At 66.8% G+C, this 25,289-nt stretch carries 25 protein-coding genes; 9 read left to right on the top strand and 16 right to left on the bottom strand.

Features of this window, described 5'->3' with window-relative positions; translation table 11 throughout:
- Positions 1 to 90 precede the first annotated feature (90 nt).
- The 3 genes from ACFXKN_RS22020 to ssd all read right to left on the bottom strand — a co-directional run bounded on the left by ACFXKN_RS22020 (position 91) and on the right by ssd (position 3,503).
- The gene (locus ACFXKN_RS22020; protein WP_379433711.1) at positions 91 to 669 is read right to left on the bottom strand and encodes a type II secretion system F family protein; all 579 of its coding nucleotides are present in this window, start codon (positions 667 to 669) and stop codon (positions 91 to 93) included.
- A gap of 297 nt (positions 670 to 966) precedes the next feature.
- On the bottom strand, positions 967 to 2,148 hold the full coding sequence (locus ACFXKN_RS22015; protein WP_379433765.1) for a TadA family conjugal transfer-associated ATPase: 1,182 nt from the start codon (positions 2,146 to 2,148) through the stop codon (positions 967 to 969).
- A gap of 11 nt (positions 2,149 to 2,159) precedes the next feature.
- The gene (ssd, locus tag ACFXKN_RS22010; RefSeq protein ID WP_379433710.1) at positions 2,160 to 3,503 is read right to left on the bottom strand and encodes a septum site-determining protein Ssd; all 1,344 of its coding nucleotides are present in this window, start codon (positions 3,501 to 3,503) and stop codon (positions 2,160 to 2,162) included.
- 414 nt (positions 3,504 to 3,917) lie between these two features.
- Between ssd and ACFXKN_RS22005 the strand changes: the two genes are divergently transcribed.
- Positions 3,918 to 4,712 (top strand): HAD-IB family hydrolase, encoded by a 795-nt coding sequence (locus tag ACFXKN_RS22005; RefSeq protein WP_379433764.1) that lies wholly within the window; start codon positions 3,918 to 3,920, stop codon positions 4,710 to 4,712.
- 434 nt (positions 4,713 to 5,146) lie between these two features.
- Here the strand turns inward: ACFXKN_RS22005 and ACFXKN_RS22000 are convergent, their stop codons facing one another.
- The 6 genes from ACFXKN_RS22000 to ACFXKN_RS21975 all read right to left on the bottom strand — a co-directional run bounded on the left by ACFXKN_RS22000 (position 5,147) and on the right by ACFXKN_RS21975 (position 11,345).
- Positions 5,147 to 5,893 carry an oxidoreductase gene (locus ACFXKN_RS22000; RefSeq protein WP_379433709.1) on the bottom strand — a complete coding sequence of 249 codons (747 nt, stop codon included), beginning with the start codon at positions 5,891 to 5,893 and terminating at the stop codon, positions 5,147 to 5,149.
- A gap of 10 nt (positions 5,894 to 5,903) precedes the next feature.
- Positions 5,904 to 6,068, bottom strand: a complete 165-nt coding sequence (locus ACFXKN_RS21995; RefSeq protein WP_266297608.1) for a hypothetical protein — start codon at positions 6,066 to 6,068, stop codon at positions 5,904 to 5,906.
- A gap of 97 nt (positions 6,069 to 6,165) precedes the next feature.
- Complete coding sequence (locus ACFXKN_RS21990) at positions 6,166 to 7,839, bottom strand: dipeptide ABC transporter ATP-binding protein (RefSeq protein ID WP_379433708.1); 1,674 nt, start codon at positions 7,837 to 7,839, stop codon at positions 6,166 to 6,168.
- Positions 7,836 to 8,765, bottom strand: a complete 930-nt coding sequence (locus ACFXKN_RS21985) for an ABC transporter permease (RefSeq protein ID WP_379433707.1) — start codon at positions 8,763 to 8,765, stop codon at positions 7,836 to 7,838. The genes ACFXKN_RS21990 and ACFXKN_RS21985 overlap by 4 nt, the downstream gene beginning before the upstream one ends.
- The gene (locus ACFXKN_RS21980; protein ID WP_379433706.1) at positions 8,758 to 9,684 is read right to left on the bottom strand and encodes an ABC transporter permease; all 927 of its coding nucleotides are present in this window, start codon (positions 9,682 to 9,684) and stop codon (positions 8,758 to 8,760) included. Before ACFXKN_RS21980 ends, ACFXKN_RS21985 begins: the two co-directional genes overlap by 8 nt.
- A 62-nt stretch (positions 9,685 to 9,746) precedes the next feature.
- A complete protein-coding gene (locus tag ACFXKN_RS21975; protein WP_379433705.1) occupies positions 9,747 to 11,345 on the bottom strand; it encodes an ABC transporter substrate-binding protein in 1,599 nt (532 codons plus the stop codon).
- 387 nt (positions 11,346 to 11,732) lie between these two features.
- Here ACFXKN_RS21975 and acs point away from each other — a divergent pair, with 387 nt between their 5' ends.
- The 4 genes from acs (at position 11,733) to ACFXKN_RS21955 (ending at position 16,601) form a co-directional block, all read left to right on the top strand.
- Positions 11,733 to 13,691 (top strand): acetate--CoA ligase, encoded by a 1,959-nt coding sequence (gene acs, locus ACFXKN_RS21970; RefSeq protein WP_379433704.1) that lies wholly within the window; start codon positions 11,733 to 11,735, stop codon positions 13,689 to 13,691.
- A 147-nt stretch (positions 13,692 to 13,838) separates the two neighbouring features.
- Positions 13,839 to 15,068 carry a Na+/H+ antiporter NhaA gene (nhaA, locus tag ACFXKN_RS21965; RefSeq protein WP_379433703.1) on the top strand — a complete coding sequence of 410 codons (1,230 nt, stop codon included), beginning with the start codon at positions 13,839 to 13,841 and terminating at the stop codon, positions 15,066 to 15,068.
- Complete coding sequence (locus ACFXKN_RS21960) at positions 15,065 to 15,556, top strand: phage holin family protein (RefSeq protein WP_379433702.1); 492 nt, start codon at positions 15,065 to 15,067, stop codon at positions 15,554 to 15,556. The genes nhaA and ACFXKN_RS21960 overlap by 4 nt, the downstream gene beginning before the upstream one ends.
- A 55-nt stretch (positions 15,557 to 15,611) precedes the next feature.
- A complete protein-coding gene (locus tag ACFXKN_RS21955; RefSeq protein ID WP_379433701.1) occupies positions 15,612 to 16,601 on the top strand; it encodes an alpha/beta fold hydrolase in 990 nt (329 codons plus the stop codon).
- A gap of 65 nt (positions 16,602 to 16,666) precedes the next feature.
- Here the strand turns inward: ACFXKN_RS21955 and ACFXKN_RS21950 are convergent, their stop codons facing one another.
- The 4 genes from ACFXKN_RS21950 to nth all read right to left on the bottom strand — a co-directional run bounded on the left by ACFXKN_RS21950 (position 16,667) and on the right by nth (position 20,159).
- On the bottom strand, positions 16,667 to 17,863 hold the full coding sequence (locus ACFXKN_RS21950) for a MarP family serine protease (protein WP_379433700.1): 1,197 nt from the start codon (positions 17,861 to 17,863) through the stop codon (positions 16,667 to 16,669).
- Positions 17,864 to 17,927: 64 nt separating this feature from the next.
- The gene (locus tag ACFXKN_RS21945; RefSeq protein WP_379433699.1) at positions 17,928 to 18,656 is read right to left on the bottom strand and encodes an NUDIX hydrolase; all 729 of its coding nucleotides are present in this window, start codon (positions 18,654 to 18,656) and stop codon (positions 17,928 to 17,930) included.
- A gap of 40 nt (positions 18,657 to 18,696) precedes the next feature.
- Positions 18,697 to 19,392, bottom strand: a complete 696-nt coding sequence (locus ACFXKN_RS21940) for a TlpA family protein disulfide reductase (protein WP_379433698.1) — start codon at positions 19,390 to 19,392, stop codon at positions 18,697 to 18,699.
- Positions 19,389 to 20,159 (bottom strand): endonuclease III, encoded by a 771-nt coding sequence (gene nth / locus ACFXKN_RS21935; protein WP_379433763.1) that lies wholly within the window; start codon positions 20,157 to 20,159, stop codon positions 19,389 to 19,391. The genes ACFXKN_RS21940 and nth overlap by 4 nt, the downstream gene beginning before the upstream one ends.
- A 170-nt stretch (positions 20,160 to 20,329) precedes the next feature.
- Here nth and ACFXKN_RS21930 point away from each other — a divergent pair, with 170 nt between their 5' ends.
- Together ACFXKN_RS21930 and ACFXKN_RS21925 are read left to right on the top strand one after the other, a co-directional pair.
- A complete protein-coding gene (locus tag ACFXKN_RS21930) occupies positions 20,330 to 20,557 on the top strand; it encodes a hypothetical protein (RefSeq protein WP_378961736.1) in 228 nt (75 codons plus the stop codon).
- Between the two features lie 134 nt (positions 20,558 to 20,691).
- Positions 20,692 to 21,366, top strand: a complete 675-nt coding sequence (locus ACFXKN_RS21925; protein ID WP_040703546.1) for a Crp/Fnr family transcriptional regulator — start codon at positions 20,692 to 20,694, stop codon at positions 21,364 to 21,366.
- A 172-nt stretch (positions 21,367 to 21,538) separates the two neighbouring features.
- Here the strand turns inward: ACFXKN_RS21925 and ACFXKN_RS21920 are convergent, their stop codons facing one another.
- The 3 genes from ACFXKN_RS21920 to ACFXKN_RS21910 are packed head-to-tail and all read right to left on the bottom strand — an operon-like array spanning position 21,539 to position 22,968.
- On the bottom strand, positions 21,539 to 22,333 hold the full coding sequence (locus ACFXKN_RS21920) for an MBL fold metallo-hydrolase (RefSeq protein ID WP_379433697.1): 795 nt from the start codon (positions 22,331 to 22,333) through the stop codon (positions 21,539 to 21,541).
- A gap of 9 nt (positions 22,334 to 22,342) precedes the next feature.
- The gene (locus ACFXKN_RS21915; protein WP_211300352.1) at positions 22,343 to 22,804 is read right to left on the bottom strand and encodes a RidA family protein; all 462 of its coding nucleotides are present in this window, start codon (positions 22,802 to 22,804) and stop codon (positions 22,343 to 22,345) included.
- 2 nt (positions 22,805 to 22,806) lie between these two features.
- A complete protein-coding gene (locus ACFXKN_RS21910) occupies positions 22,807 to 22,968 on the bottom strand; it encodes a DUF4177 domain-containing protein (protein WP_101464811.1) in 162 nt (53 codons plus the stop codon).
- Between the two features lie 59 nt (positions 22,969 to 23,027).
- Here ACFXKN_RS21910 and ACFXKN_RS21905 point away from each other — a divergent pair, with 59 nt between their 5' ends.
- Together ACFXKN_RS21905 and ACFXKN_RS21900 are read left to right on the top strand one after the other, a co-directional pair.
- Positions 23,028 to 24,065: an ArsA family ATPase gene (locus ACFXKN_RS21905; RefSeq protein WP_379433696.1), complete on the top strand. Its 1,038-nt coding sequence runs from the start codon at positions 23,028 to 23,030 to the stop codon at positions 24,063 to 24,065.
- On the top strand, positions 24,062 to 25,195 hold the full coding sequence (locus tag ACFXKN_RS21900) for an ArsA family ATPase (RefSeq protein WP_379433695.1): 1,134 nt from the start codon (positions 24,062 to 24,064) through the stop codon (positions 25,193 to 25,195). The genes ACFXKN_RS21905 and ACFXKN_RS21900 overlap by 4 nt, the downstream gene beginning before the upstream one ends.
- Positions 25,196 to 25,289: the final 94 nt, after the last annotated feature.

Raw genomic sequence — 25,289 nt, 5'->3', positions numbered from 1 at the left:
CTGTGGTCTGGTCGGGGTGTTCACATCTGTCCACAGGCGGTCGGGTCGGCGGCCACTTCTGCCAACCGTTCGACCGTGCCGCGATGTGGGTCAGGCCGTGCTCTTGCGGGTGATGACATCTGTCCACAGCAGTCCACAGCAGGCCAGGGCCGCGCCCAGTGGGAGCAGTAGCTCGCCGGCCGGAGCTGTGAACAGGATTGTGAGCGGGGCGGCGCCCATCAGTTGACCTAGGCCGATGCCTACCAAGGGGAGGCAGGCCAGGACGGTAGCCGATGCTCGGGCGCCGGCAAGGGCGGCTTCGGTGCGGTCTCGGAAGCGGGTGCGGCCGAGCAGGTCTGATCTGGCGGCCGAGAGCAGCTCTGCCAGGGCCAGTCCGTGTTCTTCGGCTACTCGCCAGGCGGCGGCGACCCTCGACAGTTCGTCGGCGACAATCGAATCCGGTTGAACCCAGCCGTCGGCGCCGGAGCCACCGAGGCGGCTGCGGCCCGCGCTGATCGCCAGTACGCGTGCGGCTTCGCCGCGCGACTCGCCTGCGGCGGATTCGGCCGCCGCGCTCGGGTGAGCGCCGACTCGGAGCTCGCCGACCACGGCTTCGAGACCGGCCAGTAGGTGTCCACATTCACGGCGTCGGTCGCGGTCACCACGACCGCGCCGTTTCCGCGCTGCCACCGTGACTCCCAGCATGAGAGCTGCCAGGCCGACGCCGGGGCCGAACGTGAACGCCGTGCACCCCAATCCGATTCCTGCACACCACTCCACAGGCACCCGTCTCCGAGCGCTTCGCCCGCCCGCGCCGAACAGGCGCGCGAACCGCCGCTGCCCGCCCGCCACTGGCAGCACGAGCACCGCAACCGCACAACAGAGCAACGCACTACCCACGAGCTCACCTTCCTCGAGACGAAATCTGCTGCTCGGTCATCACGCGCCGATCAGGCGGTGAAACCACCATCTCCGCAATGAGATCGCTCATCCGAGGCGCACCTCGAGTAGTCGTTGGAGTTCGGCGGCCGCGGGGGTCGGGTGGCTGCCCGACCGCCAGGCCGGGGTGATGTGGACGCCGTCGGAATCACGGTGGAGGACGCCGATTTCGCGTAGGGCGCGGGTTCCGTCGGAGCGGCGGTGGACGTGGAGGACTACCTGGACCGCGGCGGCCAGTTGGCTGTGCAGGGCGCCGCGGTCCATCCCGCCGAGGGCGGCCAGTGCTTCCAGCCGGGCGGGGACTTCCTGGGGTGAGTTGGCGTGGACGGTGCCTGCACCGCCATCGTGGCCGGTATTGAGCGCGGTCAGCAGGTCGACCACTTCGGCACCGCGGACCTCGCCGACGACAATCCGGTCGGGCCGCATTCGCAATGCCTGGCGGACCAGGTCGCGGACCGTAACAGCGCCCACACCTTCGACGTTCGCGGTCCGTGCGACCAGGCGCACGACATGGGGATGAACGGGGGCGAGTTCGGCGGCGTCTTCGACGCAGATGATCCGTTCGGCCGGGTCTACCGCGGCGAGCAGGGCGGACAGGAGCGTAGTTTTTCCCGCGCCGGTGCCGCCTACGACGAGGAATGCGAGGCGGGCGCGGACGATGTCGCCGAGCAGTCGGCGGGCGTCCGGTGGAATCGAGCCTGCGGCGGCCAGCGCGTCGAGACCCTGAGTTGCGGGTCGGAGGATGCGAAGGGATAGGCAGGTGCCGTCGTGGGCGACGGGGGCGAGGACGGCGTGGAGTCGGACGCCGAACGCATCGCCCAGCGTAGCTTCGGTTCCGGCGAGTTTCCCGTCGACCCAGGGTTGAGCATCGTCGAGGCGGCGGCCCGCGGCTAGGGCGAGACGCTGGGCGAGGCGGCGAACAGCTGCCTCGTCGGCGAACCGCACATCGGTCAACTCCAGCCCGCGGCCACGGTCGACCCACACCGAATCCGGGGCGGTAACGAGCACATCGGCGACCCGAGGATCGTGCAGCAGCGGTTCGAGCAGCCCCGCCCCGGTCATCTCGGTCTGCAGCAGGCGCAGGGCCCGGAGCAGGTCGGTATCGGCAAGCACACCGCCGGCTTCGGTACGGATCGCGGCCGCCAGTTGCGCGGCATCAGGGACACCCGGATGTTCGGCGAGGCGCTCACGGACCCGTTCGAGGAGATCGACGGTGACAAATGTGGTCATACCGGCGGTAGTCATGGCGCGTCAGCTCCGACCATGGCGAGGACCGCATCGGCGGCGTCTCGTAGGGGCCCACGGCGGCGCACGCTCAAACCTCCGCGTTCGAGGCGGGACGCCAGGCCGGCTTGCCCTCGAACTGCGGCCAGGAGCGGCAACCCGAGCAACTCGGCCACTTCCGCCCCGCGGAGGCCACCCGGCGCGGGTCCACGAACTATCAAGCCACGGTTAGGGTTTCGTTCTCCCAGATACGCCGAGACGACTTCGGCCGCGGCGATGGAGCGCAGTAGCGCCGGGACAATGAGGACGACCAGGTCGGCGGCATCGAGCATCGCGTCGGCGGCAGGACCACGCTCGGACGAGACATCACAGACGACAAGATCGCCTGCGTCCCTGCCGGATTCGATGACCGCGCGCACGGCAGCGGGAGACAGCTCGGTGGCTGACCATCCGGCCCGCGGGCGCCCGGCCACAGACCCGGCAGGCGAATATCCGATCCCCGCACGCGCAGACATGGGCGCCGACCCGATCGGCGACCCGCCGATCCCCGCACATCCATCCCCAGGCGCCGACCCGATCGGATATCCGCTCACCGCATGCCCGGCCGCGCGGGACGAGCCGGTCGGCGAATATCCGACCGCAGCGCGTCCAGCCGGGTCGGTCGGCGAGCGACCCTGCCCGGCGGCACCTGGCCGCGCTCGCCCGCAGGACAGCACCGCCAAGCCGGGAGACGCGGCGGGCAACGCATTATGCAGTGCCGCGGCGGACACCCGCCCGTCCTCGATGATCAGGTCGGGCCATCGCAGCCCTGGCACATTCTCCATGCCCAACACCAGATCTATCCCGCCGTCGAGCGGGGCACCGTCGATCAGCACCGTGTCGCGACGGACGCGGCGCGCGGCCCCGCGCAGCGCGGTAGCCGCGGCAAGCGTGGATGCCCCGGCGCCACCACCCGTGCCTACCACCGCGACGACTATCCCTTCGCCCGTGCGGGATTCAGCGTGTTCGGCGAACTGTTCGACCAGCGCGACCGCACCCGATGGCAGCGCGACAACCCGTTCGGCACCCACCGCCGTCGCCGCCTGCCAGTCGGGCACGGCCGGTTCCCCCTCGGTGACCAGGACAACGCCCGCCCGCCGCGGACAGCCGGCGACAGCGGCGGCAACAGCGGCGGCGGTATCGAGGATCACCATCCCGGCCCCTGCCCACGCATGCCTGCCGACAGGCATCACCCGTTCGTCGGTGACGCGCTCGGCGGCGGCCGCGACCCGGCGTACCTCCGCACGCAATCGGTCGTCACGCACGAGCACGAGAGCGGGCGCGATGGGTGGGGAGCCGCTGCGCATCGGGGCTGGGTTCATACGACTCAGCGTCGCCGAGCGAGGAAGTTGTCAACACCCCGAAAACGCCGATTGTGGATAACTCGGGGGTGTGGAGAACTTTTACGATCGTCCCCGAAATAGAGGACGGCCCCAGCCGGGGGGGAGGAGGCTGGGGCCGTCGGGTTCAGCCCCGGGGGGTCGGGCTGAACGCGCCTGGACTAAGTCCAGGTGCCAGCAATACTACACCCACTCCCTAGTTCGGGCGCAAGTAGCATTCGCCGACATTCTTCGGCGATTCGCACCTTCCGGCGTCCCCGGGGCAAACCCTTTTCCACGGTGCGGGCAGTCGATCCTGCGGTGCGCGCTGGTCGTGCCTATTCTGTTGACGTGACGCCAGAACGCGACCAGACCTCGCCTACGGACACAAGACTCGGCAAATCGGGCGGAGCCCCGGTGCCGGGCGGGCGGGTCGCCGCGTTCTTCGATCTCGACAAAACAGTGATCGCGAAGTCGAGCGCGTTCGTCTTCAGCAAACCGTTCTACGCGCAGGGTCTGCTCAACCGCAGAGCCGTGTTGGAGAGCAGCTACGCACACTTTTTGTTCCTGCTTTCCGGTGCCGATCACGACCAGATGGAACGGATGCGGGCAAACCTGGCCAACATGTGCGCGGGCTGGGATGTGGAGCAGGTGAAAGCCATTGTGGCCGAGACACTTCACGATCTCGTCGATCCGTTGATCTACGCCGAGGCGGCCGATCTGATCGCCGATCACAAGATCCGCGGACACGATGTGGTGATCGTCTCGGCTTCCGGTGAGGAGATCGTCAGCCCGATCGCGGAGGTGCTCGGCGCCTCGCACACCGAGGCGACCCGGATGGTGGCCGAGGACGGCAAGTACACCGGCGACATCGAGTTCTACTGCTACGGCGAGGGCAAGGTCGCCGCCATCGAGAAACTCGCCGCCGAGCAGGGCTACGACCTGTCACGGTGCTACGCCTACTCCGACTCCGTGACCGATGTGCCGATGCTGAGCGCTGTCGGCCATCCGACCGCGGTCAACCCCGACCGAGCGCTGCGCAAGGAGGCGGCGAGCCGCGGCTGGCCGGTGCTCACATTCTCCAATCCGGTGTCGCTGTGGTCGCGATTCCAGACGCCGTCGACCACCACCGTCGCCGCGACGGCAGCCGTCGGACTCAGCGCGATCATCGCGGGCGCGATCAGCTATCGGCTGCTGCGCAAACGACGCTGACCTGCGACGCTCCAGCACGAATCTCCGAGCGACACGCCGAATTCGATAGGATTCGGTAATGCCTCCGAAGCCCTTGATGTGAGTGCCATCACAGTGTAAGAATGGAGGCACGGAAGGACGGAAGGCCAAGACGGACCCGGAAGAGAAGGTTTCGCCTCCCATCCCACCCTTCCCAGCACGGACACCAGGCACCCACGCGGAGCGCGCCGCGACAAGGCTGAAAGAGTTGTGGGCCTGCGAAATTCGAGCTCACGTCGGCGAACGCCTCGCACAGGTTGCGGGGATGAACCGGCGGGGTTGGGATGATCGCCGAGGCCACCGAACACAACCCACCCTGCACGCTTGGTAACCGGGTGTTCCGTGCTAGCGGGCGGTGAGGTCGAGCAATCGACAACGCCGCCCGTTTCGATGTGTGGGGTCGCCTTCGATGGGGCTCAGCCTGCCGCCGCGTCAGCGATCGAGTTCGCCTCGCGAGCACCGTCTTCCAGCGCGCCCGCGCAGAACAGCACCCAGCCGCCGACACCTTCGGCCGTGCCCATGCCGAATCCGGCCGCCGCGTCGAGGTAGGCCTGACGGCGGCGCAGCCAGAACACCTCGGGCACGCCGAGGCTGTGCGGATCGAGCCCACTGGCCACCGCGACCAGACGCGAAGCAGCGCGCGCGACGACCCCGTCGCCGGTGCCGAACGGACGCAATGTCAGCAGTTCGCCGTGCACGATCGCCGCGATCACGGGGGCGGGTGCTTTGCTGGTCTGGACGGTTTGCGCGAGCAGATCGAGCCGCTCGGCGACGCCCGGCGTCGAGCGGGGACGACCGAGTTCCTGATCGTCGGTCACCAGGTCGGCGGCGGCGAGCAGGTGCAGCCGGGCCAGCGCCTGCAAGGGCGCGCGCCGCCAGGTGCCGATGAGATTGGTGAGCGCGTCGCCGTCGAGCGCCTGACCCACCCGCAACGCGCCGGTCAGCACCGGGTCGCCGACCTGACCATCGGCGGGCAGGTCGGTACTCGCGCCTTCGATGGCCGCCGAGGAACGGGCGGCACGGACGGCGGCTTCGGCGGCGGTGGTCGCCCAACCGCGCCGGTTCGACTTGTGCCGATGCACGGCCGCGAGCGCGTCGCGCGCCTTGTCGGCGGCCTCGCGCACGCCGGGCAGGTCGACCAGGGGCTGCAGCGGATCAGTCACGGCATGGAGGTTACCGCTCGTACAGTGCGGCCCCCACGGTCACATACAACCCGCGCACCGTCGGCCAGCTGCGATCCGGCCACGGAACCTCGGCGAGCCGCTTCGCCGCCGGGGTCACCGCCCTACGCCGCCGCGCTTCCCGCTCGGCCAGCCGTTCAGCATCGATTCGATCCACCGGCGTCTCCAACCCCTGCGACCAACACCGCACCACCTCGGACGAACCCACGGTACGCCAACTACCCAAGACCCACCGCCCTTCAACAACCCCTCTACTACCCCGTGAGCAGCTCGCGACCGGGAATCGCCTCGAGCAACGTCCGTGTGTACTCCTCGCGCGCAGACGCGAACACCTCATCGGTCGTAGCCGCTTCCACCACCTTGCCCTCGCACATCACCAACACGTTGTCCGCGATCTGCCGAACAACAGCCAAGTCGTGGGTGATGAACAGATACGTCAGCCCCAGCTCCGCCTGGAGATCATTGAGCAATGTGAGGATCTGGGCCTGGACCAGCACATCCAGGGCCGAGACCGCCTCATCACAGACCACCATTTCCGGCGATAGCGCCAGCGCGCGGGCGATCGCCACCCGCTGACGTTGCCCGCCCGACAACTCGTTGGGATAGCGCCGCAGCACCGACGACGGCAGCGACACCTTGTCGAGCAGGTCGCGCACCACCGCTTCGCGCTCGGCGGCGGTACCGATCTTGTGTACCCGCAGTGGCTCCTCGATCGTGCGGAAGATCGAGTACATCGGGTCGAGCGAACCGTAGGGATTCTGGAAGATCGGTTGCACTCGGCGCCGGAATGCGAACGCGCCCTTGCTGTCCAGCTTCGCGACGTCCTTGCCGTCGAAAGCCACTGTGCCCGACGTCGGTTCGAGCAGGCCGAGCACCATCTGCGCGATGGTCGACTTGCCCGATCCCGACTCGCCGACGATCGCGGTGGTTGTACCCCGACAGACCGTGAAACTCACGTCGTCGACGGCCACGAAATCCGCGGACTGCCATGGACGCTTACCTCGAATCTTGAACGCCTTGGACAGGTTTCGTACATCGAGGACCGTGTCGGGCAGCGCGTCGGACGCCTTCTCGGCGACAGCTACTTCCACAGCCTGCGCACGCACCTCGGCCCGCTGCCGCGACGACGACATCCGCGAGGCCGCCAACGATGGCGCGGAGTTCACCAGCTTCTTGGTATACGCGTGCTGCGGATCGCGCAGAATCTGGAGCGCGGGACCGGATTCCACCACCTTGCCGCGATACATCACCACCAGGTGCTCGGCCCGTTCCGCGGCGAGGCCGAGGTCGTGGGTGATCAGCAGCACCGCGGTCCCCAGCTCGGTGGTGAGCTGTTCGAGATGACCGAGGATCTGGCGCTGCACCGTGACATCGAGTGCCGAGGTCGGCTCGTCGGCGATCAGCAGTTTCGGCCTGCACGACAGACCGATCGCGATGAGCGCGCGCTGACGCATACCGCCGGAGAACTCGTGCGGGTACTGGTTCACCCGCCGTTCGGCATCGGTCATCCCCGCCTCTGTCAGCAGTTCCACCGAGCGTTCGCGAGCCGCGCTACCGGTGGCGATCCCGTTGGCCACCAGGGTTTCCCGGATCTGGAAGCCGATCTTCCACACCGGGTTCAGGTTCGACATCGGGTCCTGCGGAACCAGGCCGATGCCGTTGCCGCGAATCGCGACGATCTCCTTCTCCGACGCCGTGGTCAGGTCCTTGCCGTCGAACAGGATGGAACCGCCGGTCACCTTGCCGGTGCCGGGCAGCAGGTCGATGATCGCGTGCGCGGTCGTCGACTTGCCCGAGCCGGATTCGCCGACGATGGCAACGGTTTGACCGGGATAGACAGTGAGGTTCACCCCGCGCACGGCAGGAATCTGCTTGCCGTCGGAGGTGAAACTGACGTCCAGGTCCCGGATTTCGAGCAGGGGCTTCATCGGGTGCGCTCCTTCGGATCGAGCGCGTCGCGCACCGCGTCACCGAGCATGATGAAGCTCAGCACCGTGATGGCCAGCGCGGTCGCCGGGTAGAACAGGATCGGCGAGGTACGGATCTCGGTCTTGGCGCGGTCGATATCGGCGCCCCAGGACACGATGCTCGGTGGCAGGCCGACGCCGAGGTAGGACAGCGTCGCCTCGGTGACGATGAAGACGCCGAGCCAGATGGTGGCGACCACGATCAGCGGACTCGCCGAGTTGGGCAGCACGTGCTTCATCAGCGTGCCGAGACGCGACACACCCAATGCCTTGGCAGCGGTGACATATTCGCTGTTCTTGGCCTCGATCACCGCGCCACGCGTGATGCGCGCGGCCTGCGGCCAGGTGAAGGCAACCAGGATCGTGATGACCGTCATGATCCCCGCGGGCCGCAGCAGCTGCAGCAGCACGATCGCGGCCAGCACCATCGGGATGGCGAAGAAGATCTCGGCGACACGCGAGACGACCGTGTCGAGCAGGCCACCGTAGAAGCCGGCGATCGCGCCGAGGATGCCGCCTACCAGCAGGAACAGCGCGGCCGAGCCGATGCCGACGGTCACCGAAGCCCGCGCGCCGTAGATGGTGCGCGCGAAGACATCACAGCCCTGCTTGTCGAATCCGAACGGATGACCCGCACGCGGGCCGTCCATGCCGAACTCGCCGAGGCACAATCGCGGATCCTGGTCGGTGAACAGCGAAGGCCACACCACCACGAGCATGACGAACACGATCAACACCACCGAGACGAGAAACACCGGGTTTCGGCGCAGTCGCCGCCACGCGTCGCCCCAGATGCTGGTCGGGGTGCCCTTGTCCAGGACACGGTCGGTGGCGAGCACCTCCACCTCGTCGGCGGGGGCCACGAAATGCTGTTGCTTGTCATGCATAACGGATCCTCGGGTCCAGAGCGGCATAGAGCAGGTCGATCACGAGGTTGACGAGCAGGAACAACACCACCAACACCGTTACGAACGACACCACGGTCGGCGGCTCGCCGCGGATGATCGCCTGGTACATGGTGCCGCCGACGCCGGGAATATTGAAGATGCCCTCGGTGACGATCGCGCCCGCCATCAGCGCGCCGAAATCGGCTCCGAGAAAGGTGACAACCGGAATCATCGAATTCCGCAGAATGTGCACGGTCACCACCCGACGGCGCCCGAGTCCCTTCGCCGTCGCCGTACGGACGAAATCAGCGGATTTGTTCTCCGCCACCGAGTTCCGGGTCAGCCGCAGCACATAGGCGAACGACAGCGATCCGAGTACGAACGCGGGCACGATCAACTCGCTCAGGCTCGCTTTACCCGTGACGGTGACCGGGGCGATCCCCCACTTCACACCGAGCAGGAATTGCGCGAGATAACCAACGACGAACACCGGCAGCGCGATGATCACCAGACTCGCGATGAGCATCGCCGAATCGAACAGCTTGCCTTTGCGCAACCCGGCGATCAATCCGAACACGATGCCGAAGAAGCCTTCGATCAGCACCGCGAGAAACGCGAGTTTGATGGTGATCGGAAAGGCGCGTTCGAGTTCTTCGCGCACCGGTCGGCCCGAGAACGAGGTGCCGAAGTCCAGGGTGAGGATCCCTTTCAAATAATGCAGATACTGCATGATGAAAGGCTGATCGAGGTGATATCGAGCGCGCAGTACCGCCTCGGCGGCAGGCGTCAACTGTTTCTCGCCTGCCAACGCCTTGATCGGGTCACCCGGAATCAGGAAGACCATCGCATAGATGAGCAGCGTCGCGCCCAGGAATACCGGGATCATCTGGAGCAGACGCCGAAGTACGTACCAAGCCATCATTTCCTCCGAAAACGGCGGGGGCCGAGCCACACACAGTGACTCGGCCCCATCGTCGAGTTCTACTTCTCGATGTTCTCGAAGTCGAACAGACCATTCCAGGTGAGCTCGGCCTTGGTGACCTTGTCCGAGCGACCCGCGTTGGCGACATAGTCGAACACCGGGATGTCGGCCATGTCCTCGAGCATGATGGCCTGCGCTTGTGCGATCAGCTTGTAGGAATCCGCCTGGGTCGGGGCGGCGAGGGCGGCGTTGAACAGGCGGTCGACCTCGGGATTGTTGTAGTTGACGTTGTTGGTCTCGGAGAAGCTGTAGTACTGCGAACCCAGGAACTGCATCATCGTCGGGTAGTCACCCTGCCAGCCGTAGCGGAACGCCGTGCCGATGGTCTTGGCGTTCACCGCGTCACGGATGTTCTTGAACGTCGGCATCGGGTTGGCGACCGCGTCGATACCAAGGGTGTTCTTCACGCTGTTGGCCACGGCCTCGATCCAGGCCTGGTGGCCGCCGTCGCTGTTGTAGGTGATCTGGTACTGACCCGACCACGGCGAGATGGCGTCGGCCTGCGCCCACAGTTTCTTGGCCTGGTCGGGGTTGTAATCGAACACTTCCGAACCCGGCAGGTTCGCGTCGTAGCCAGGCAGGGTCGCAGCGGTGAAGTCGCGCGACGGCGTGCGCGTGCCGTTGAAGATCTTGTCGATGATCTGCGGGCGGTTGATCGCCATCGAGATGGCCTTGCGACGCAGAACGCCTTCCTCGCCACCGAAATGCGGCACGGTGGTCTGGATGCCGATGTGCTGGTTCTGCGCGGTCGGCTTGGTGATCGCGCGGTCGCCGAGGTCGCTCTGGTACGTGGTAATGGCGCTGTCGGGAATGGTATCGAGGGTGTCGAGGTTTCCCGCCTGCAGATCCGCGTACGCGGTGTCGTAGGACTGGTACATCACGAATCGGAGGCCCTTGTTCTTGGCCGGGCGGCCACCGGGGTAGTCCGGGTTGGGCGTCAAGTCGATCTTGACGTTGTGTTCCCACGAAACGAAAGCGTAGGGACCGTTGCCGATCGGCTTCTCACCGAAAGCCTTCATATCCTTGAAAGCGGCCTCGGGCAGCGGATAGAACGGCGCGTAGCCGAGTGCGCTCTCGAAGTCGATCGAGGGCGACTTCAGCTCGACGGTGAAAGTACGGTCGTCGACGACCTTCAAGCCCGACATTGTCTTGGCGGTCGGCTTTTCCGCGCTTACCTCGTCGAACCCGGCGATGGGGTTGTACACGTAACTCTGCAGCTGCGCGTTGTCAGCGAGAGCGCCGTAGTTCCACGCGTCAACAAAGGATTTCGCGGTCACCGTGGTGCCGTCGGTGAACTTCCAGTTCGGCTTGATGGTGATCTTGTACGACTTGCGATCGGTCGTCTCGATCTTCTCGGCCATCTCGTCGTGGGCGACGCCGTTGGCGTCGTAGTACTTCAGCCCGGCGAACAAACGGTCGACAACGCGGCCACCCATGTTCTCGTTGGTATTGCTGGGCACCAATGGATTCTGCGGCTCGCCCGCATTGGTGGTGACGATGCTCGAATCAGCACTGTCGTCGGACGAGCACGCGGTGAGACTGAGGCTTGTGGCCACCAGTCCCGCCGCGACCAGCGCGGTCGCTCTGATGAATCTCAACGCTCTCTCCCGGTTCAATTCCGTGGCTAACGGTCGGAGGTTAGCGGCTCCGGCTGGATTTTTCAGCGATCCGAGCCATTTTCAGGTCACATGTATCAGTACGGTTACTCGCTGGAAACGCAGGAAAAATTGCCGAGCCCCTCGCCCTCGGCAGAAAAATATGAACAAATATCGGGAACCTTCAGCTGAACCGTTGAGTAAAAACGATAGCTTGCGACCGGGCGGTCTGTCCGCGAAGTCATCGGATGAACTAGCCCTATTGACCGCCGCGAAACATCGTCGCGATAACGGGACACTCCCGCGCGGGTCTGTTGGCTACTGTCTAGACAGCCGGGCCGCACCCCGGCGACCGACCCGACCGCACCAGGCATGTGAGGCTGAATCGACGTGACCGAAACTGCTGCAGGACACCAGGACTCGTATCCGCCGAGTGCGGAATTCGCCGCCGCCGCCAACGCGGACGCCACGCTCTACGACCGTGGCGAGACCGACCGCGACGGCTTCTGGGCCGAACAGGCCAACCGGCTGCACTGGCACAAACCCTTCACCGAGGTGCTCGACTGGGCCGACGCCCCGGTCGCGCGCTGGTTCGGCGACGGCGAGCTCAACGTCTCGTATAACTGCGTCGACCGCCACGTCATCGACGGGCACGGCGACCAGGTCGCTATCCACTGGGAGGGCGAACCCGGCGACTCACGCGAGATCACCTACCGCGAACTCCTGGAAGAAGTCTCGCGAGCGGCGAACTACCTGACCGAGCTCGGGCTGGTGGCAGGCGATCGCGTCGCCATCTACATGCCGATGGTGCCCGAGGCGATCGTGGCGATGCTGGCGTGCGCGCGGCTGGGACTCACGCACTCGGTGGTGTTCGCGGGATTCTCGCCGAGCGCGCTGCGTCAGCGGGTCGACGATGCCGAAGCCCGGTTGATCATCACCACCGACGGTCAGTGGCGGCGCGGTAAGCCGGCACCGCTCAAGGAGGCCGTCGACGAAGCGCTCGCCGCCAAGGGTGACGTGCCGTCGTCGGTGGAGCACGTGCTGGTGGTGCGCCGGGTCGGGACGGAGGTGCCGTGGACGGACGGGCGCGATGTGTGGTGGCACGAAACCGTCGCTGTCGCTTCGCCTTCCCACGAAGCGCAGCCCTTCCCCGCCGAGCATCCGCTGTTCATCCTCTACACCTCCGGAACCACCGGAAAACCCAAGGGAATCCTGCACACCACCGGCGGATACCTCACCCAGACCGCCTACACCCACCACAACGTCTTCGACCACAAAGCCGGACAAGACGTCTACTGGTGCACCGCCGACATCGGCTGGGTCACCGGACACAGCTACATCGTCTACGGACCACTCGCCAACCGCGCCACCCAGGTCGTCTACGAAGGCACCCCCAACTCCCCCGACGAACACCGGCACTTCCAGATCATCGAAAAATACGGTGTCACCATCTATTACACCGCGCCCACATTGATCCGCACATTCATGAAATGGGGCCGCGAGATCCCCGACGCACACGATCTGAGCACCCTGCGACTGCTCGGCTCCGTCGGCGAACCGATCAACCCCGAAGCCTGGCGCTGGTACCGGGACGTGTTCGGCGCGAACAAGACTCCGATCGTCGACACCTGGTGGCAGACCGAGACCGGCGCCATCATGATCTCACCGCTGCCCGGCGTCACCGCGACCAAGCCGGGCGCCGCGATGGGCCCATTGCCCGGAATCTCCGCGACCGTCGTCGACGAAGAGGGCAAACCGGTACAGCTCGGGGAGACCGAGGCCAACGGATACCTCGTGCTCGACAAGCCGTGGCCGTCGATGCTGCGTGGCATCTGGGGCGATATGGATCGCTACCGGTCCACCTACTGGGAGCGCTACGCCGAGCAGGGGTGGTACTTCGCGGGCGACGGCGCCAAACTCGACGCCGACGGTGACCTGTGGGTGCTCGGCCGGGTCGACGACGTCATGAACGTGTCCGGGCATCGCATCTCCACCGCCGAGGTCGAGTCCGCGCTGGTCGGGCACCCGGCTGTCGCCGAGGCCGCCGTGGTCGGCGCTACCGACGCGACCACCGGGCAGGGGATCGTCGCGTTCACCATCCTCACCGGTGAGGCCGCGGGATCGGCGGGGCCCGAACTCGTCGCCGAGCTGAAGGCGCAGGTGTCGAAGGAGATCAGCCCGATCGCGCGGCCGCGCGAGATCCACATCGTGCCCGAGCTGCCCAAGACGCGCAGCGGCAAGATCATGCGCAGGCTGCTGCGCGATGTCGCCGAGGGACGCGAGCTCGGCGATACTTCGACGCTGGTCGATCCTGGCGTTTTCGAGGCAATTCGCACCGGGAGCAACTGACGCGCACCCGGCCGGTGACCTCCGGTGTCACCGGCCGGGTCCGTTAAGATCGCGTAGAGGTGTGCCGGGAAGTCTGGTCGGCATGCGGTCGTGAATCGAGTCGATGAGCGCCCGCAGCTCAGTCGACCCCTGCCGGAAGGCTTGCCCTTGATCACACGCGTCCGCTCCGAGCTCACCCGTTATCTCCGCACCGAGACCGTCGGCGGTGCGCTGCTCCTCGTGGCCGCCGCGGTGGCCCTGATCTGGGTGAACTCGCCGTGGGGCGCGAGTTATCAGACGATGATCGACACCCACCTCAGTATTTCCGCGCTGCACCTGGACCTCACCCTGGCCGACTGGGCCAAGGACGGATTGCTCGCGATCTTCTTCTTCGTCGCCGGGCTCGAGCTCAAACGCGAGTTCGCCGTCGGCGAGCTGGCCGACCCGAAACGGGCCGCGCTGCCGATCATCGCCGCGGTGGGCGGTGTGATCACCCCGGCCGTGATCGCGCTGGTGGTCGGCCACGGCGTGCCCGGCATGGACAAGGGCTGGGCCATTCCCGTCGCCACCGATATCGCCTTCGCGCTCGCGATCCTCGCGATGACCGGTTCGCGGATCCCCACCAGCGCTCGGGTGTTCCTGCTGAGCCTGGCCGTGGTGGACGATCTGCTCGCCATCGTTCTCATCGCGGTGCTGTTCACCGCCTCGCTGTCGCTGCTGTGGCTGGCCGCGGCCATCGCCTGCTGCGGCGCGTGGGCGCTCGCCCAGAAGCTGCGGCTGCACACGCCGCTGTTCTATATTCCGGTCGCGCTGGTGTGCTGGTACGCGCTGCACGAGGCGGGCATCCATCCGACGCTGGCGGGTGTCGCGCTCGGTCTGCTCACCAGGGTGCGCAAGGATCCCGGCGAGAAGACGGCGCCCGCGACGCACCTCGAGCATGTGGTGCAGCCGATCTCGGCCGGGTTCTGTGTGCCGCTGTTCGCACTGTTCGCCTCCGGTGTGCCGCTCAACGGAGCGGTGTTCGGATCGCTGTTCACCGACCGGCTCGCGCTGGCGATCATCCTCGGGCTCCTGCTCGGCAAAACGATCGGGATCTTCGGGGTGAGCTGGGTCGCGATCCGGCTCGGCTGGGTGAAACGGCCTGCCGGACTGGAGTATCGCGACATGTTCGCCCTGTCGGTACTCGGCGCGATCGGGTTCACCGTTAGCCTTCTGGTGGCGGAACTCGCGCTCGCCGACGTCGGCACCGATGCCATCGATCTTGCCAAGGCCGCCGTCCTGGTGACCTCGATGGCAGCATCGCTGATCGGATCGGCGCTACTGTTGCGCCGAGGACGTGTGCACCAGGCGCGCCGCGATGCAGACCAGTTACCACAGGGAGAAGGGTCGACGAAGTGAGTTACACCCAAGGCGGACATGACGGTCGGACGGTCACTTCGATCCCGTTGACCGACGCCAATCCGCCCGGATCGGCGAGCATCGGCAGCCTCGTGCGCGATGCCACCGAGCAGATGTCGACGCTGGTGCGCGCCGAGGTGGCGCTGGCCAAGGCCGAGGTCACCGGTGAGATCAAGAAGGGGCTCACCGGCAGCGTCTTCTTCATCCTCGCGCTGGTGGTACTGCTGTTCAGCTCGTTCTTCTTTTTCTTCTTCCTGGCCGAATTGCTCGACTGGTTCGGTCTGTGGCGTTGGGCCGCGTTCCTGATCGTGTTCGCACTGATGGTCACCACCACCGCCGTGCTTGCGTTCATCGGCTTGCGCAAGGTCAAAAAAGTGCGCGCGCCGGAGAAGACGATCGGCTCGCTCAAGCAGTCCGCCGAGGTACTGCCTGCCGCGTTCACCCATCGTGAGGCGACTCCTTCGCTGGAGAAGTCGAGTCACCGATGACGCACCGGGCGGGCCCGGTCGCAACAGCCGGACCCGCCTACTAGGCTCGATCGGCGTGTCGTCCAACTCATTCCCGGATCCCTCCAGCGTCCGTTTCGACGGACCGTGGACCCACCGGGACGTGCACGCCAACGGAATCCGCTTCCATGTCGTCGAAGCAGTTGTCGCCGAAGCCGACGGTACGGACCGCGCCGAGGCGCCCCTGGTGCTGCTGCTGCATGGTTTCGCCGATTTCTGGTGGTCGTGGCGTCATCAGCTGACCGCGCTTACCGACCACGGGTATCGCACCGTCGCCGTCGACCTGCGCGGCTACGGCGATACCGACAAACCACCGCGCGGCTACGACGGGTGGACCCTCGCCGGTGACATCGCCGGACTGATCAGGGCGCTCGGACACACCGAGGCCACGCTCGTCGGACACGCCGAAGGTGGGCTGGTGTGCTGGGCTACCGCGGTGCTGCATCCGCGACTGGTCAGCTCGATCGCGCTGGTCAGCTCGCCGCATCCCGCCGCGCTCAAGAGCGCTGTCCTGCGCGATCCGGCGCAACGTGCGACCTGGCTACCCGAATTCCTGCGGTATCAGCTGCCGCGCTATCCCGAAAACCTGCTCACGCGGCGTGGTGGAGCCGAGGTCGAGCGGCTGCTGCACGATCGGGTCGGTGAGTCCTGGTCGCGCAGTGCGGAATTTGTCGAGACCGCGGCGCGGATGCGGCATGCCATCCGGATCCCGGGGGCCGCGCACAGTGCGCTGGAATATCAGCGCTGGGCGTTTCGCAGTCAGTGGCGGCCCGACGGCAAGCGGTTCATGGCCACGATGCGCACGCCGATCGACATCCCGGTGTTGATGCTGCGCGGCGAGCACGATCGGTATCTGCTGGACGCCACGTTCCAGCGGGGGGCGGCGTTATCGCCCGATCGGACGTTGGTGTCGATTCCGCAGGCTGGGCATTACGCGCATCAGGAGAATCCGAGCAGGGTGAACGAGGTGCTCACTACTCGGTGGCGGGAGCAGAATGGGGTCCACGACGACCTGGTGTCGCCGTAGTCGCGGAGCTGGCGGAATATCGCGGCTTTCCGGGCCACCGAGTGCCGACACATAGGGTCGCGACGTCAGTTCAGCACGCAGCCTCGTGTATCGACGGGGGCGGTGCTCGGGGCAGCCTTGGCTAGTTCGGGGGCAACCTCGTTCAGGGTCAGGACGTAGCCGGTGTCGTCGTCGGTTACCGCGGCGCCAAAGACTACGCCTAGGAGTCGGCCTTCTGCGTCTACCAGGGGGCCGCCGGAATTACCTGCTCGGACCTGGCCTCGGACGGTGTAGACCTCGCGCTCGACCTCACCGTTGGGGTCGTAGATGGTCGGGCCGGTGAGGTCGTGAGTCTGACGGACTCGGGCGGCGCTGGCGGTGTACGGGCCACCGCCGGGGTAGCCGAGCACGATCGCGCTCTCGCCCGAGGTCGCGGGCTCGGGAGCCTGGTTCAGGGCCGGAGCGGTGAGACCGGGTACGGCAAGCACCGCGACGTCCTTGGACGGGTCGAACAACACCACGGTGGCATCGAGCGCGCCCTGGGTGGTGTCGACCGAGACGGTGCTGGTACCCGCGACCACGTGCGCGTTGGTCATCACACGTTCCGGCGCGACGATGAAACCCGAACCTTCGAGGGCGCGTTGGCAACTGGGCGCTGTGCCGCGGATTCGCAGGACACTCTGCTGCAGCGAAGCCGCCACCGGGCTCGCGAGCACCGACGGGTCAGGGGGTTCGACGGCAGCGATCGGTGCTCGGCCGAACGGGCCGATCACATCGGGCAGCCCGGAAGTGTCGAGCAGCTTGGAGAATTCGTTGGGGACCTTGCGCAACCAGTCGGGCGCGACCGCGTTCACATCGGCCAGCACCTTCGACCCGTTGATCGCGGCCGCAACCGCGGGTTGGGACGCGGTGGCCAGTGGCAGGGCGAGCAGCCAGGCCGCGACCAGCACGGTCACCGCCTGCAACACCGCGCCAACCACGCTGTCCACACTGCGGGCGACGGGCTGACGGATGCTGGTGCGCGCGGCGCGGCCGAGCACCATGCCCGCGACCTCGCCCACGATTACCAGCAACACGATCAGCAGAATGCCTGCGAGCACGCGGCTGCGGCCCTCACTGAGGTGTTTGAGGATGTGCGGTGCGATCAGAATGCCAGCGACCGCGCCGAGCGCGACGCCGAAGAAAGCCAGCGCCGACGCCACCGCGCCCTGCCGCCAGCCGGTGGACGCTGCGACCAGCGCGATCAGTACCACCGCGATATCGAGCCACACCGAGGCGCTCATGCCGCCACCTCGCCAGCGGACACCGTCACGACCGCTGTGGCGGCTGCACGAATCTGCCGCTCGCTCACAGGGTCATTCCGACCGCAGCCAGCGAGCTCTCCAGGTCACGCACGTCGCCCCGATCCCAGTTTCGTTCCCACCCAGCGGATTTGATGATGCCGGCGAGAATACCGCCGGTGAGTCCCCACACCAGCATGCCGTCGACTCCGAACGCGGGGCTCTGGTAGCCGAGACTGCCACGCACCATGAATCTGTGTGCCGGATCGAGCAATTCGGTGAGCGGCACACGCACGACACGCTCGGTTTCGCCCTGATCGACGACGCGGACCGGGCTGGGTGCCCGCCAGTAGCCGAGCACCGGAGTGACGTCGAATTTCGACGGCGGAACGAACAGTTTCGGCAGCAGCGCGAACGGCTGAACACCCGCGGGGTCGAGACCGGTTTCCTCGGCGGCCTCGCGCAGTGCCGTGCCCACCGGGCCGCCGTCGCCGGGATCCTCGGCGCCGCCGGGGAACGCGATCTGGCCGCGGTGCTGACGCATGGTCGAGGCGCGCTGGGTGAGCAGGACGTCGGCGTCGGCGGGCAGGCCGCCGGGCGCTGACTCGTCGGGCTCGGGCGAGCCGCCGAACAGCACGAGGACGGCGGCCTGACGTGGTTTGCCGGTGATCGACATGGCCCGGCGTAGTGCGCGGGAGGTAGCGAGCGTGTCGTCGGCGTCGTGGCCACCGGATCTGATCGCGGTGCGCAGCCAGGAGGGAACGCCGGAATCGTCGAGCCTCGCTACATCGTTCACGCCATCGCCTTCGATCCGCACGCCACTGTTACGTCCTCTGTCATACCGTGACCCCTAGCTTCGCGGATACCGTATCCGCGATGTCGGCCACGTCGGCAAAGGTACGCACCTCCACACTCGCGATGGTGCCGTCGGCCCGCACGAGCACCGAAACGGGCAGTACCGCGGGCGCACCGACCGCACTGCGCACGACGGCCTGCGGATCCTCGACACCGGGCAGGGTGATGCCGAGCCCGCTCAGCCGAGACAGTGCCTTCGCCTCGTCGGGATCACTGTGCACGGTCATGACTGTGAGTGCCGAGCCCGCCCGCTGCGCGAATTCCTGCAGGTGGGGCAACTCGGTGGCGCAGGGGCCGCACCAGTAGGCCCACAGATTGAGTAGTGCGGGCTTTCCAGCCAGCGCGGCGGCCAGGTCCGTCGGCTCGCCATCGGCCAGGCAGGTCAGCTGGAGTCCTGCCAACGGTCCCGACCCCGTCGCTCGCGTTGTCGGCGGTGATCCCTGCGCCGTCGGCTGTGGGCCCGACACAGATGCTTGCGTTGCCGGGCAGGGTGCGAGTTCCGCCGCTGCTCGTTCCTCGGCCGACACGCCCGACGTCTGTCGCGTTGTCGGCGAAATAGTGCCAGTGGTCTCGGAACCCTCGCGCGGCCACAGTGCCACCGTCGCGGCGGCGACCAAGATCACCGCGGCGAGCACCCAGCGCAACGCGGGCCGCCGCAGCAGCGGGGATTCGCTCACAGGCCGACCATGTTCAGCAGGTGTTCGCGCTCCGGGCCCTTCACCAACTCCGCGGCCACCGCCGGATCGGTCGGACCGAGCCCGAACGATGGGCAGTCGTCAGCGAGCACGCACGCGCCGCAGGCCGGCTTGCGCGCATGGCACACCCGACGCCCCTGGAAGATCACCCGGTGCGAGAGCATCGTCCAGTCCTTGCGCTCGAACAGCGCGCCGACCGCGTGCTCGACCTTGACCGGATCTTCTTCGTCGGTCCACTGCCAGCGGCGCACCAGCCGGCCGAAGTGGGTATCGACGGTGATACCCGGCACATCGAACGCGTTGCCGAGGATGACGTTGGCGGTCTTGCGCCCGATCCCGGGCAATTTCACCAATTCGTCCAGAGTGTGAGGCAACTCACCGTCGTATTTTTCGACCAGCGCCTGGCCGAGGCCCATCAGCGAACTGGTCTTGTTCCGGTAGAAGCCGGTGGCCCTGATGTATTCCTCCAGCTCCACCCGGTTGGCCTGCGCGTAGTCGTAGGCACTGCGGTACTTCGCGAACAGCGCCGGAGTGGTGAGGTTCACCCGCACGTCGGTGCACTGGGCGGACAGGATCGTCGCGACAGCCAGTTCCAGTGGGGTGGTGAAGTCGAGCTCGCAGTGCGCCCCGGGGAACGCCTCGGCGAGCGTGCGGTTGATCCGGCGGGCTCGCCGGACCAGCCCGATCCGCGTTTCCGCAGCTATCGCACGGTTCTTGCGCTTGCGGGCAGCCGAAATGCCGGTGGGCACGGCAGCCGTAACCGCTGCCGGATCGGCATCGCCGGCGGCGGCTGGGGCAGGGGAAACGGGCACTGCTTCACCATACGGAACCGCTACGACAACATTGCCCGGCCAGTTTGCCCGCTGTGTTCCATCTGAGACCTGGACCGTGTTTACTGCCAGTCATGCAAGGACTCGCTGTGGTGCTCTTCCCAGTGCTGTTGATGCTGTTCGCGCTGGGGATGGAGCGGGTCGAGAATCGGCTCCGAAAGCTTCTCGAACCCGACGAAGAGGTTCAGCAGTACCTGGACAGCGCCAGCAACGCCGAAGTGAAAGAGCTGACGAAGCTCGGCCTGCCCGCCGCCGTGGCGCGCGTGCGCAAACGCCGTTCCCGGACCTCCGAAATGGACGTTGCCCGGGCGAGCTAAACGATCGATTCACAGAGCGCAATCCACTCTTTACGTGGTGTCTGTCACTGCGGTGCCAGATTGCCGCGTAGACTGCGCGGTTGGTCGATTCGCTCGACCAGGTTCGCAAGCCATATCCCATAAGGAGCACATTCGTGGACGAGGCCCTCGCCAGAGCAGGCATCTTCCAAGGCGTCGAGCCCACCGCGGTGGCCGCGCTCGCCAAGCAGCTGCAGCCCGTAGATTTTCCGCGCGGCCACGTCATCTTCAACGAGGGCGAACCCGGCGATCGGCTGTACATCATCACGACGGGCAAGGTGAAGATCGGCCGACGGTCCCCGGACGGCAGGGAAAACCTGCTGACCATCATGGGTCCGTCCGACATGTTCGGTGAACTGTCGATCTTCGACCCGGGCCCGCGTACCTCGACCGCAACCACGGTCACCGAGGTCCGTGCCGTGACGATGGATCGCGACGCTCTCAAGTCGTGGATCGATCAGCGCCCCGAGATCGCTGAGCAGCTGCTGCGCGTGCTGGCACGACGCCTTCGCCGCACCAACAACAACCTCGCCGACCTGATCTTCACCGACGTGCCAGGTCGCGTCGCCAAGGCGCTGCTGCAGCTCGCACAGCGTTTCGGCACCCAGGAAGCGGGCGCGCTACGCGTGACCCACGACCTGACCCAGGAAGAGATCGCCCAGCTGGTCGGTGCTTCCCGGGAAACCGTCAACAAGGCGCTCGCCGACTTCGCTCATCGCGGGTGGCTGCGCCTCGAGGGCAAGAGCGTGCTGATCTCGGATTCCGAGCGTCTGGCACGTCGCGCCCGCTGAGAAGTCGAACACGAGGTCGTCCCGGTACAGCGGGGCCGCGTCTGTGTGTGGGCTCACGAGGAGAGGGCCTCGTCCACACCATCGCGGTTTCGTCGTGCCGGGACGTCTGCGTTCCTAGCCCGGACATAGCTCGATCGCCGACGGAGCAAGCGCGTCGGCGATCGAGTGGGGATCAGTTCTGTTCGGCTCGCAGGTATTCCAGCTGCGCCTGCACGGAACTACGCGCAGCGGGCCACAGCCGTTTGTCCACATCGGCGTACACCTTGCGGACCACCGCGAAAGCGCCCGCTCCCGAACCCAGCTCCACCAGCGCGGCCCGCACCTGATCGAGGCGCTCGCGCCGATGGTCGAGGTAGTACTGCGCGACCGGGGTCGCATCCGGATGATCCGGCCCGTGCGCAGGCAGCAATGCCTTGCCCTCGCCGAGCTCACGCAGCTTTTCCAGCGACGCGAGGAAGCTTGCCAGCGCGCCGGGAGCGGATTCGAGCACGGTCGTGCCACGGCCGAGGACCGTGTCACCGGTGAGCACCGCGTCGTCGAGCAGCAGGCTCACTGAATCGGTGGTGTGTCCCGGCGTGCCGAGCACCGTGATCCGCAGACCGGCGACCTCGATGACCTCGCCGTCGGCCAACGGCACGACCGCACCGCGCAGATACGCCGGGTCCACCGAACGCACCGGCGTCCCGGTGGCCTTCACCAGGTGATCGATACCGCCGGTGTGATCGTGATGGTGATGGGTGATCAGGGTCAGCGCGATCCGGCCGCCGGTGGCCTCGACGATGTCGGCGGTGTGCTTCTTGTCTTTCGGTCCCGGGTCGACGACCACATAGGAGTCGCTGTCCGGGCCGCGCAGCAGCCAGGTGTTGGTGCCGTCGAGCGTCATCTGACCGGGATTGTCGGCCAGTAGTACCGATGCCGTCGGGGTGACCTGTCTGACCTGGCCGTACGCGGGATGTTCCAGTGCCATGACGGCTGCCTATCCGACCTCGACGATCAATTCCACCTCGACGGGTGTGTTCTTGGGCAGTTCCGAGACGCCGACCGCCGAGCGCGCGTGCACGCCCGCCTCGCCGAAGACCTCACCGAGAAATTCCGACGCGCCGTTGATCACGATCGGCTGATCGCTGAAGCCCGGCGCCGAGGCGACGAATCCGACGACCTTCACGATCCGCACCACCTGGTCGAGCCCGACCAGATCGTGCACGGCCGCGAGCGCGTTCAACGCGCACAGCCGAGCCGCCTCCTTGGCCTGCTCCACATCCACCTCGGCCCCGACCTTGCCGACCGCCGACAATTCACCGTCGACGAAGGGCAGCTGCCCGGAGGTGTACACCAGCGAACCGGTGCGCACTGCGGGGATGTAGGCCGCGACAGGGGCGGCGACCGGCGGCAGCGTGACACCGAGCCGGTCGAGCGCGTCCTTCCACGCGGTGGCCATGGTTACTTCTGCCGCTTCAGGTAGGCCACGTGCTGTTCGCCGGTCGGGCCGGGCAGCACCGAGACCAGCTCCCAGCCGTCGGACCCCCACTGGTCGAGGATCTGCTTTGTCGCGTGCGTCAACAGCGGCACGGTCGCGTACTCCCACAGGGTGACTTCACTCATGGTGTGAGTTTAGGACTCACCCCGAACGCCTGTGAGAAACGGGTTATAGGCTCGGCGACGTGGGAGCACCAACAGCAGAGCCGGTTTCGTCGGTTCCCGAACCGTCGACCGGATGGCCACAGCGCGCGGCCAAGGCCCGCTTGCACTACGTGACCGGCAAGGGAGGCACCGGCAAGTCGACCGTTTCGGCCGCACTCGCACTCGCGCTCGCCGCAGGGGGACGCAAAGTGCTGCTGGTCGAGGTCGAGAGTCGCCAGTCCATCGCGCAATTGTTCGACCGGCCACCGTTGCCGCCCACCGAGACCCATATCGCCAGCGCCGATGGCGGGGGCGAAGTGACGGCGCTGGCACTGGACATCGAGTACGCGTTCCTCGAGTACCTCGACATGTTCTACAACCTCGGCTTCGCGGGCCGGGCGATGCGCCGGATGGGCGCCATCGAGTTCGTCACCACCATCGCGCCTGGTCTGCGCGATGTGATCCTCACCGGCAAGATCAAAGAATGCGTGGTCCGCACCGGCAAGGACGGCAAGCCCGCCTATGACGACATCGTCGTCGACGCGCCGCCGACCGGCCGGATCGCCGGCTTCCTCGACGTCACCACGGCCATGGCCGAGATCGCCAAGGGCGGCCCGATCGCCTCGCAGGCCGAGGGCGTGTCCAAGCTGCTGCACTCCGATCAGACGATGATCCACCTGGTGACGCTGCTCGAGGCGCTGCCGGTGCAGGAGACCGCCGACGCGATCGCCGAACTCACCGCCGACGATCTGCGGATCGGCACGGTGATCGTCAACCGGGCGGCCACCGCCGAACTCGCCCCGGCCGAGCGCGACACGGCCGTCGCGGGCGAACTCGACACCGCCGCCATCGCCGCGGGTCTGGCGAAGGCCGGCATCACCCTGTCCGAATCGGACTTCGACGGCCTGATCGCCGAAACGGTCGACCACGCGACTGTGCTCACCGCGCAGAACGCGAGCGCCGCCGAACTGGCGCTGATCGATGTCCCCCAGCTGTCCCTGCCCGCCCTCGGCGACGGCATCGACCTTGGCGGCCTCTATGAACTGGCCGAACAGCTATCCGCGCAGGGAGTCCGATGAGCGAGCACGTTTCCACCCCGCCCTTATTGGACGTTTCGAAGATCATCGCCGATCCGAGCGCCAAGGTGATCGTGTGCTGCGGGTCCGGCGGGGTCGGCAAGACCACCACCGCGGCCTCGATCGCGCTGCGAGCGGCGGAATCGGGCCGCAAGGTGGTGGTGCTGACCATCGATCCGGCGCGCAGGCTGGCGCAGTCGCTCGGCGTGGCAGAGTTGGACAACACCCCGCAGCGCGTTGAACTCGATCCCGAGGTCCCCGGCGAGCTGCACGCGATGATGCTGAACATGCGCCGCACCTTCGACGACATGGTGCTCGAGCACACCAGCGCGGACAAGGCCGAGCAGATCTTCGCCAATCCGATCTATCAGACGGTGGCGTCCTCGTTCGGTGGCACGCAGGAATACATGGCGATGGAGAAGCTCGGCCAGCTGGCCGCGCGCAAGGAGTGGGATCTGATCGTGGTCGACACTCCGCCCTCGCGCAACGCGCTGGATTTCCTCGACGCGCCCAAGCGGCTCGGCACCTTCCTCAACGGCAAGATGATCCGGTTGATCATGGCGCCGGGGCGCGGTGTCGGCCGGTTCGTCACCGGCGCGATGAGCCTGGCGATGCGCGGGGTGTCGACCATCGTCGGCGGGCAGATGCTCAAGGACGCCTCGACGTTCCTGCAGTCGCTGGAATCGCTGTTCGGTGGGTTCCAGGACCGGGCCGAGCGCACCTTCGCGATGCTGTCCAAGCCGGGCACCCACTTCCTGGTGGTCGCCGCGCCCGAGCCGGACGCGCTGCGCGAGGCGTCGTTCTTCGTCGACCGGCTCTCGACCGAGCAGATGCCGCTGGCCGGTCTGGTGCTGAACCGGACGCACCCCGCGCTCTCGGAGCTGTCCGGTGATCACGCGCTGACCGCCTCGGACCAGCTGGCCGATTCGGACCCGCTGACCGCCTCGGTGCTGCGCATCCACGCGGATCGGGTGTCGACGGCGGCGCGGGAGCGGCGGCTGCTGCATCGTTTCACCGGTGCGCATCCGCGCGTGCGGATCGTCGCGGTGACGGCGCTGCCCTTCGAGGTCTCCGACCTCGAAGCACTGCGCGCGGTCGCCGATCAGCTGACAGGTACCCCGGCTTCGGCCTGATCGATTCAGACAAATCCGCTATAGCTCACAATCCGGTAACACTCACCAACGGCGCCGATTCCGCAAACCACGCGGTCTCGGCGCCGTTTGTGAT

This window comes from Nocardia sp. NPDC059195, from assembly GCF_042754695.1.
GTDB lineage: Bacteria > Actinomycetota > Actinomycetes > Mycobacteriales > Mycobacteriaceae > Nocardia.
Note: the sequence above shows the minus strand (reverse complement) of the source record. Positions and strands in the feature narration are given on the sequence as shown.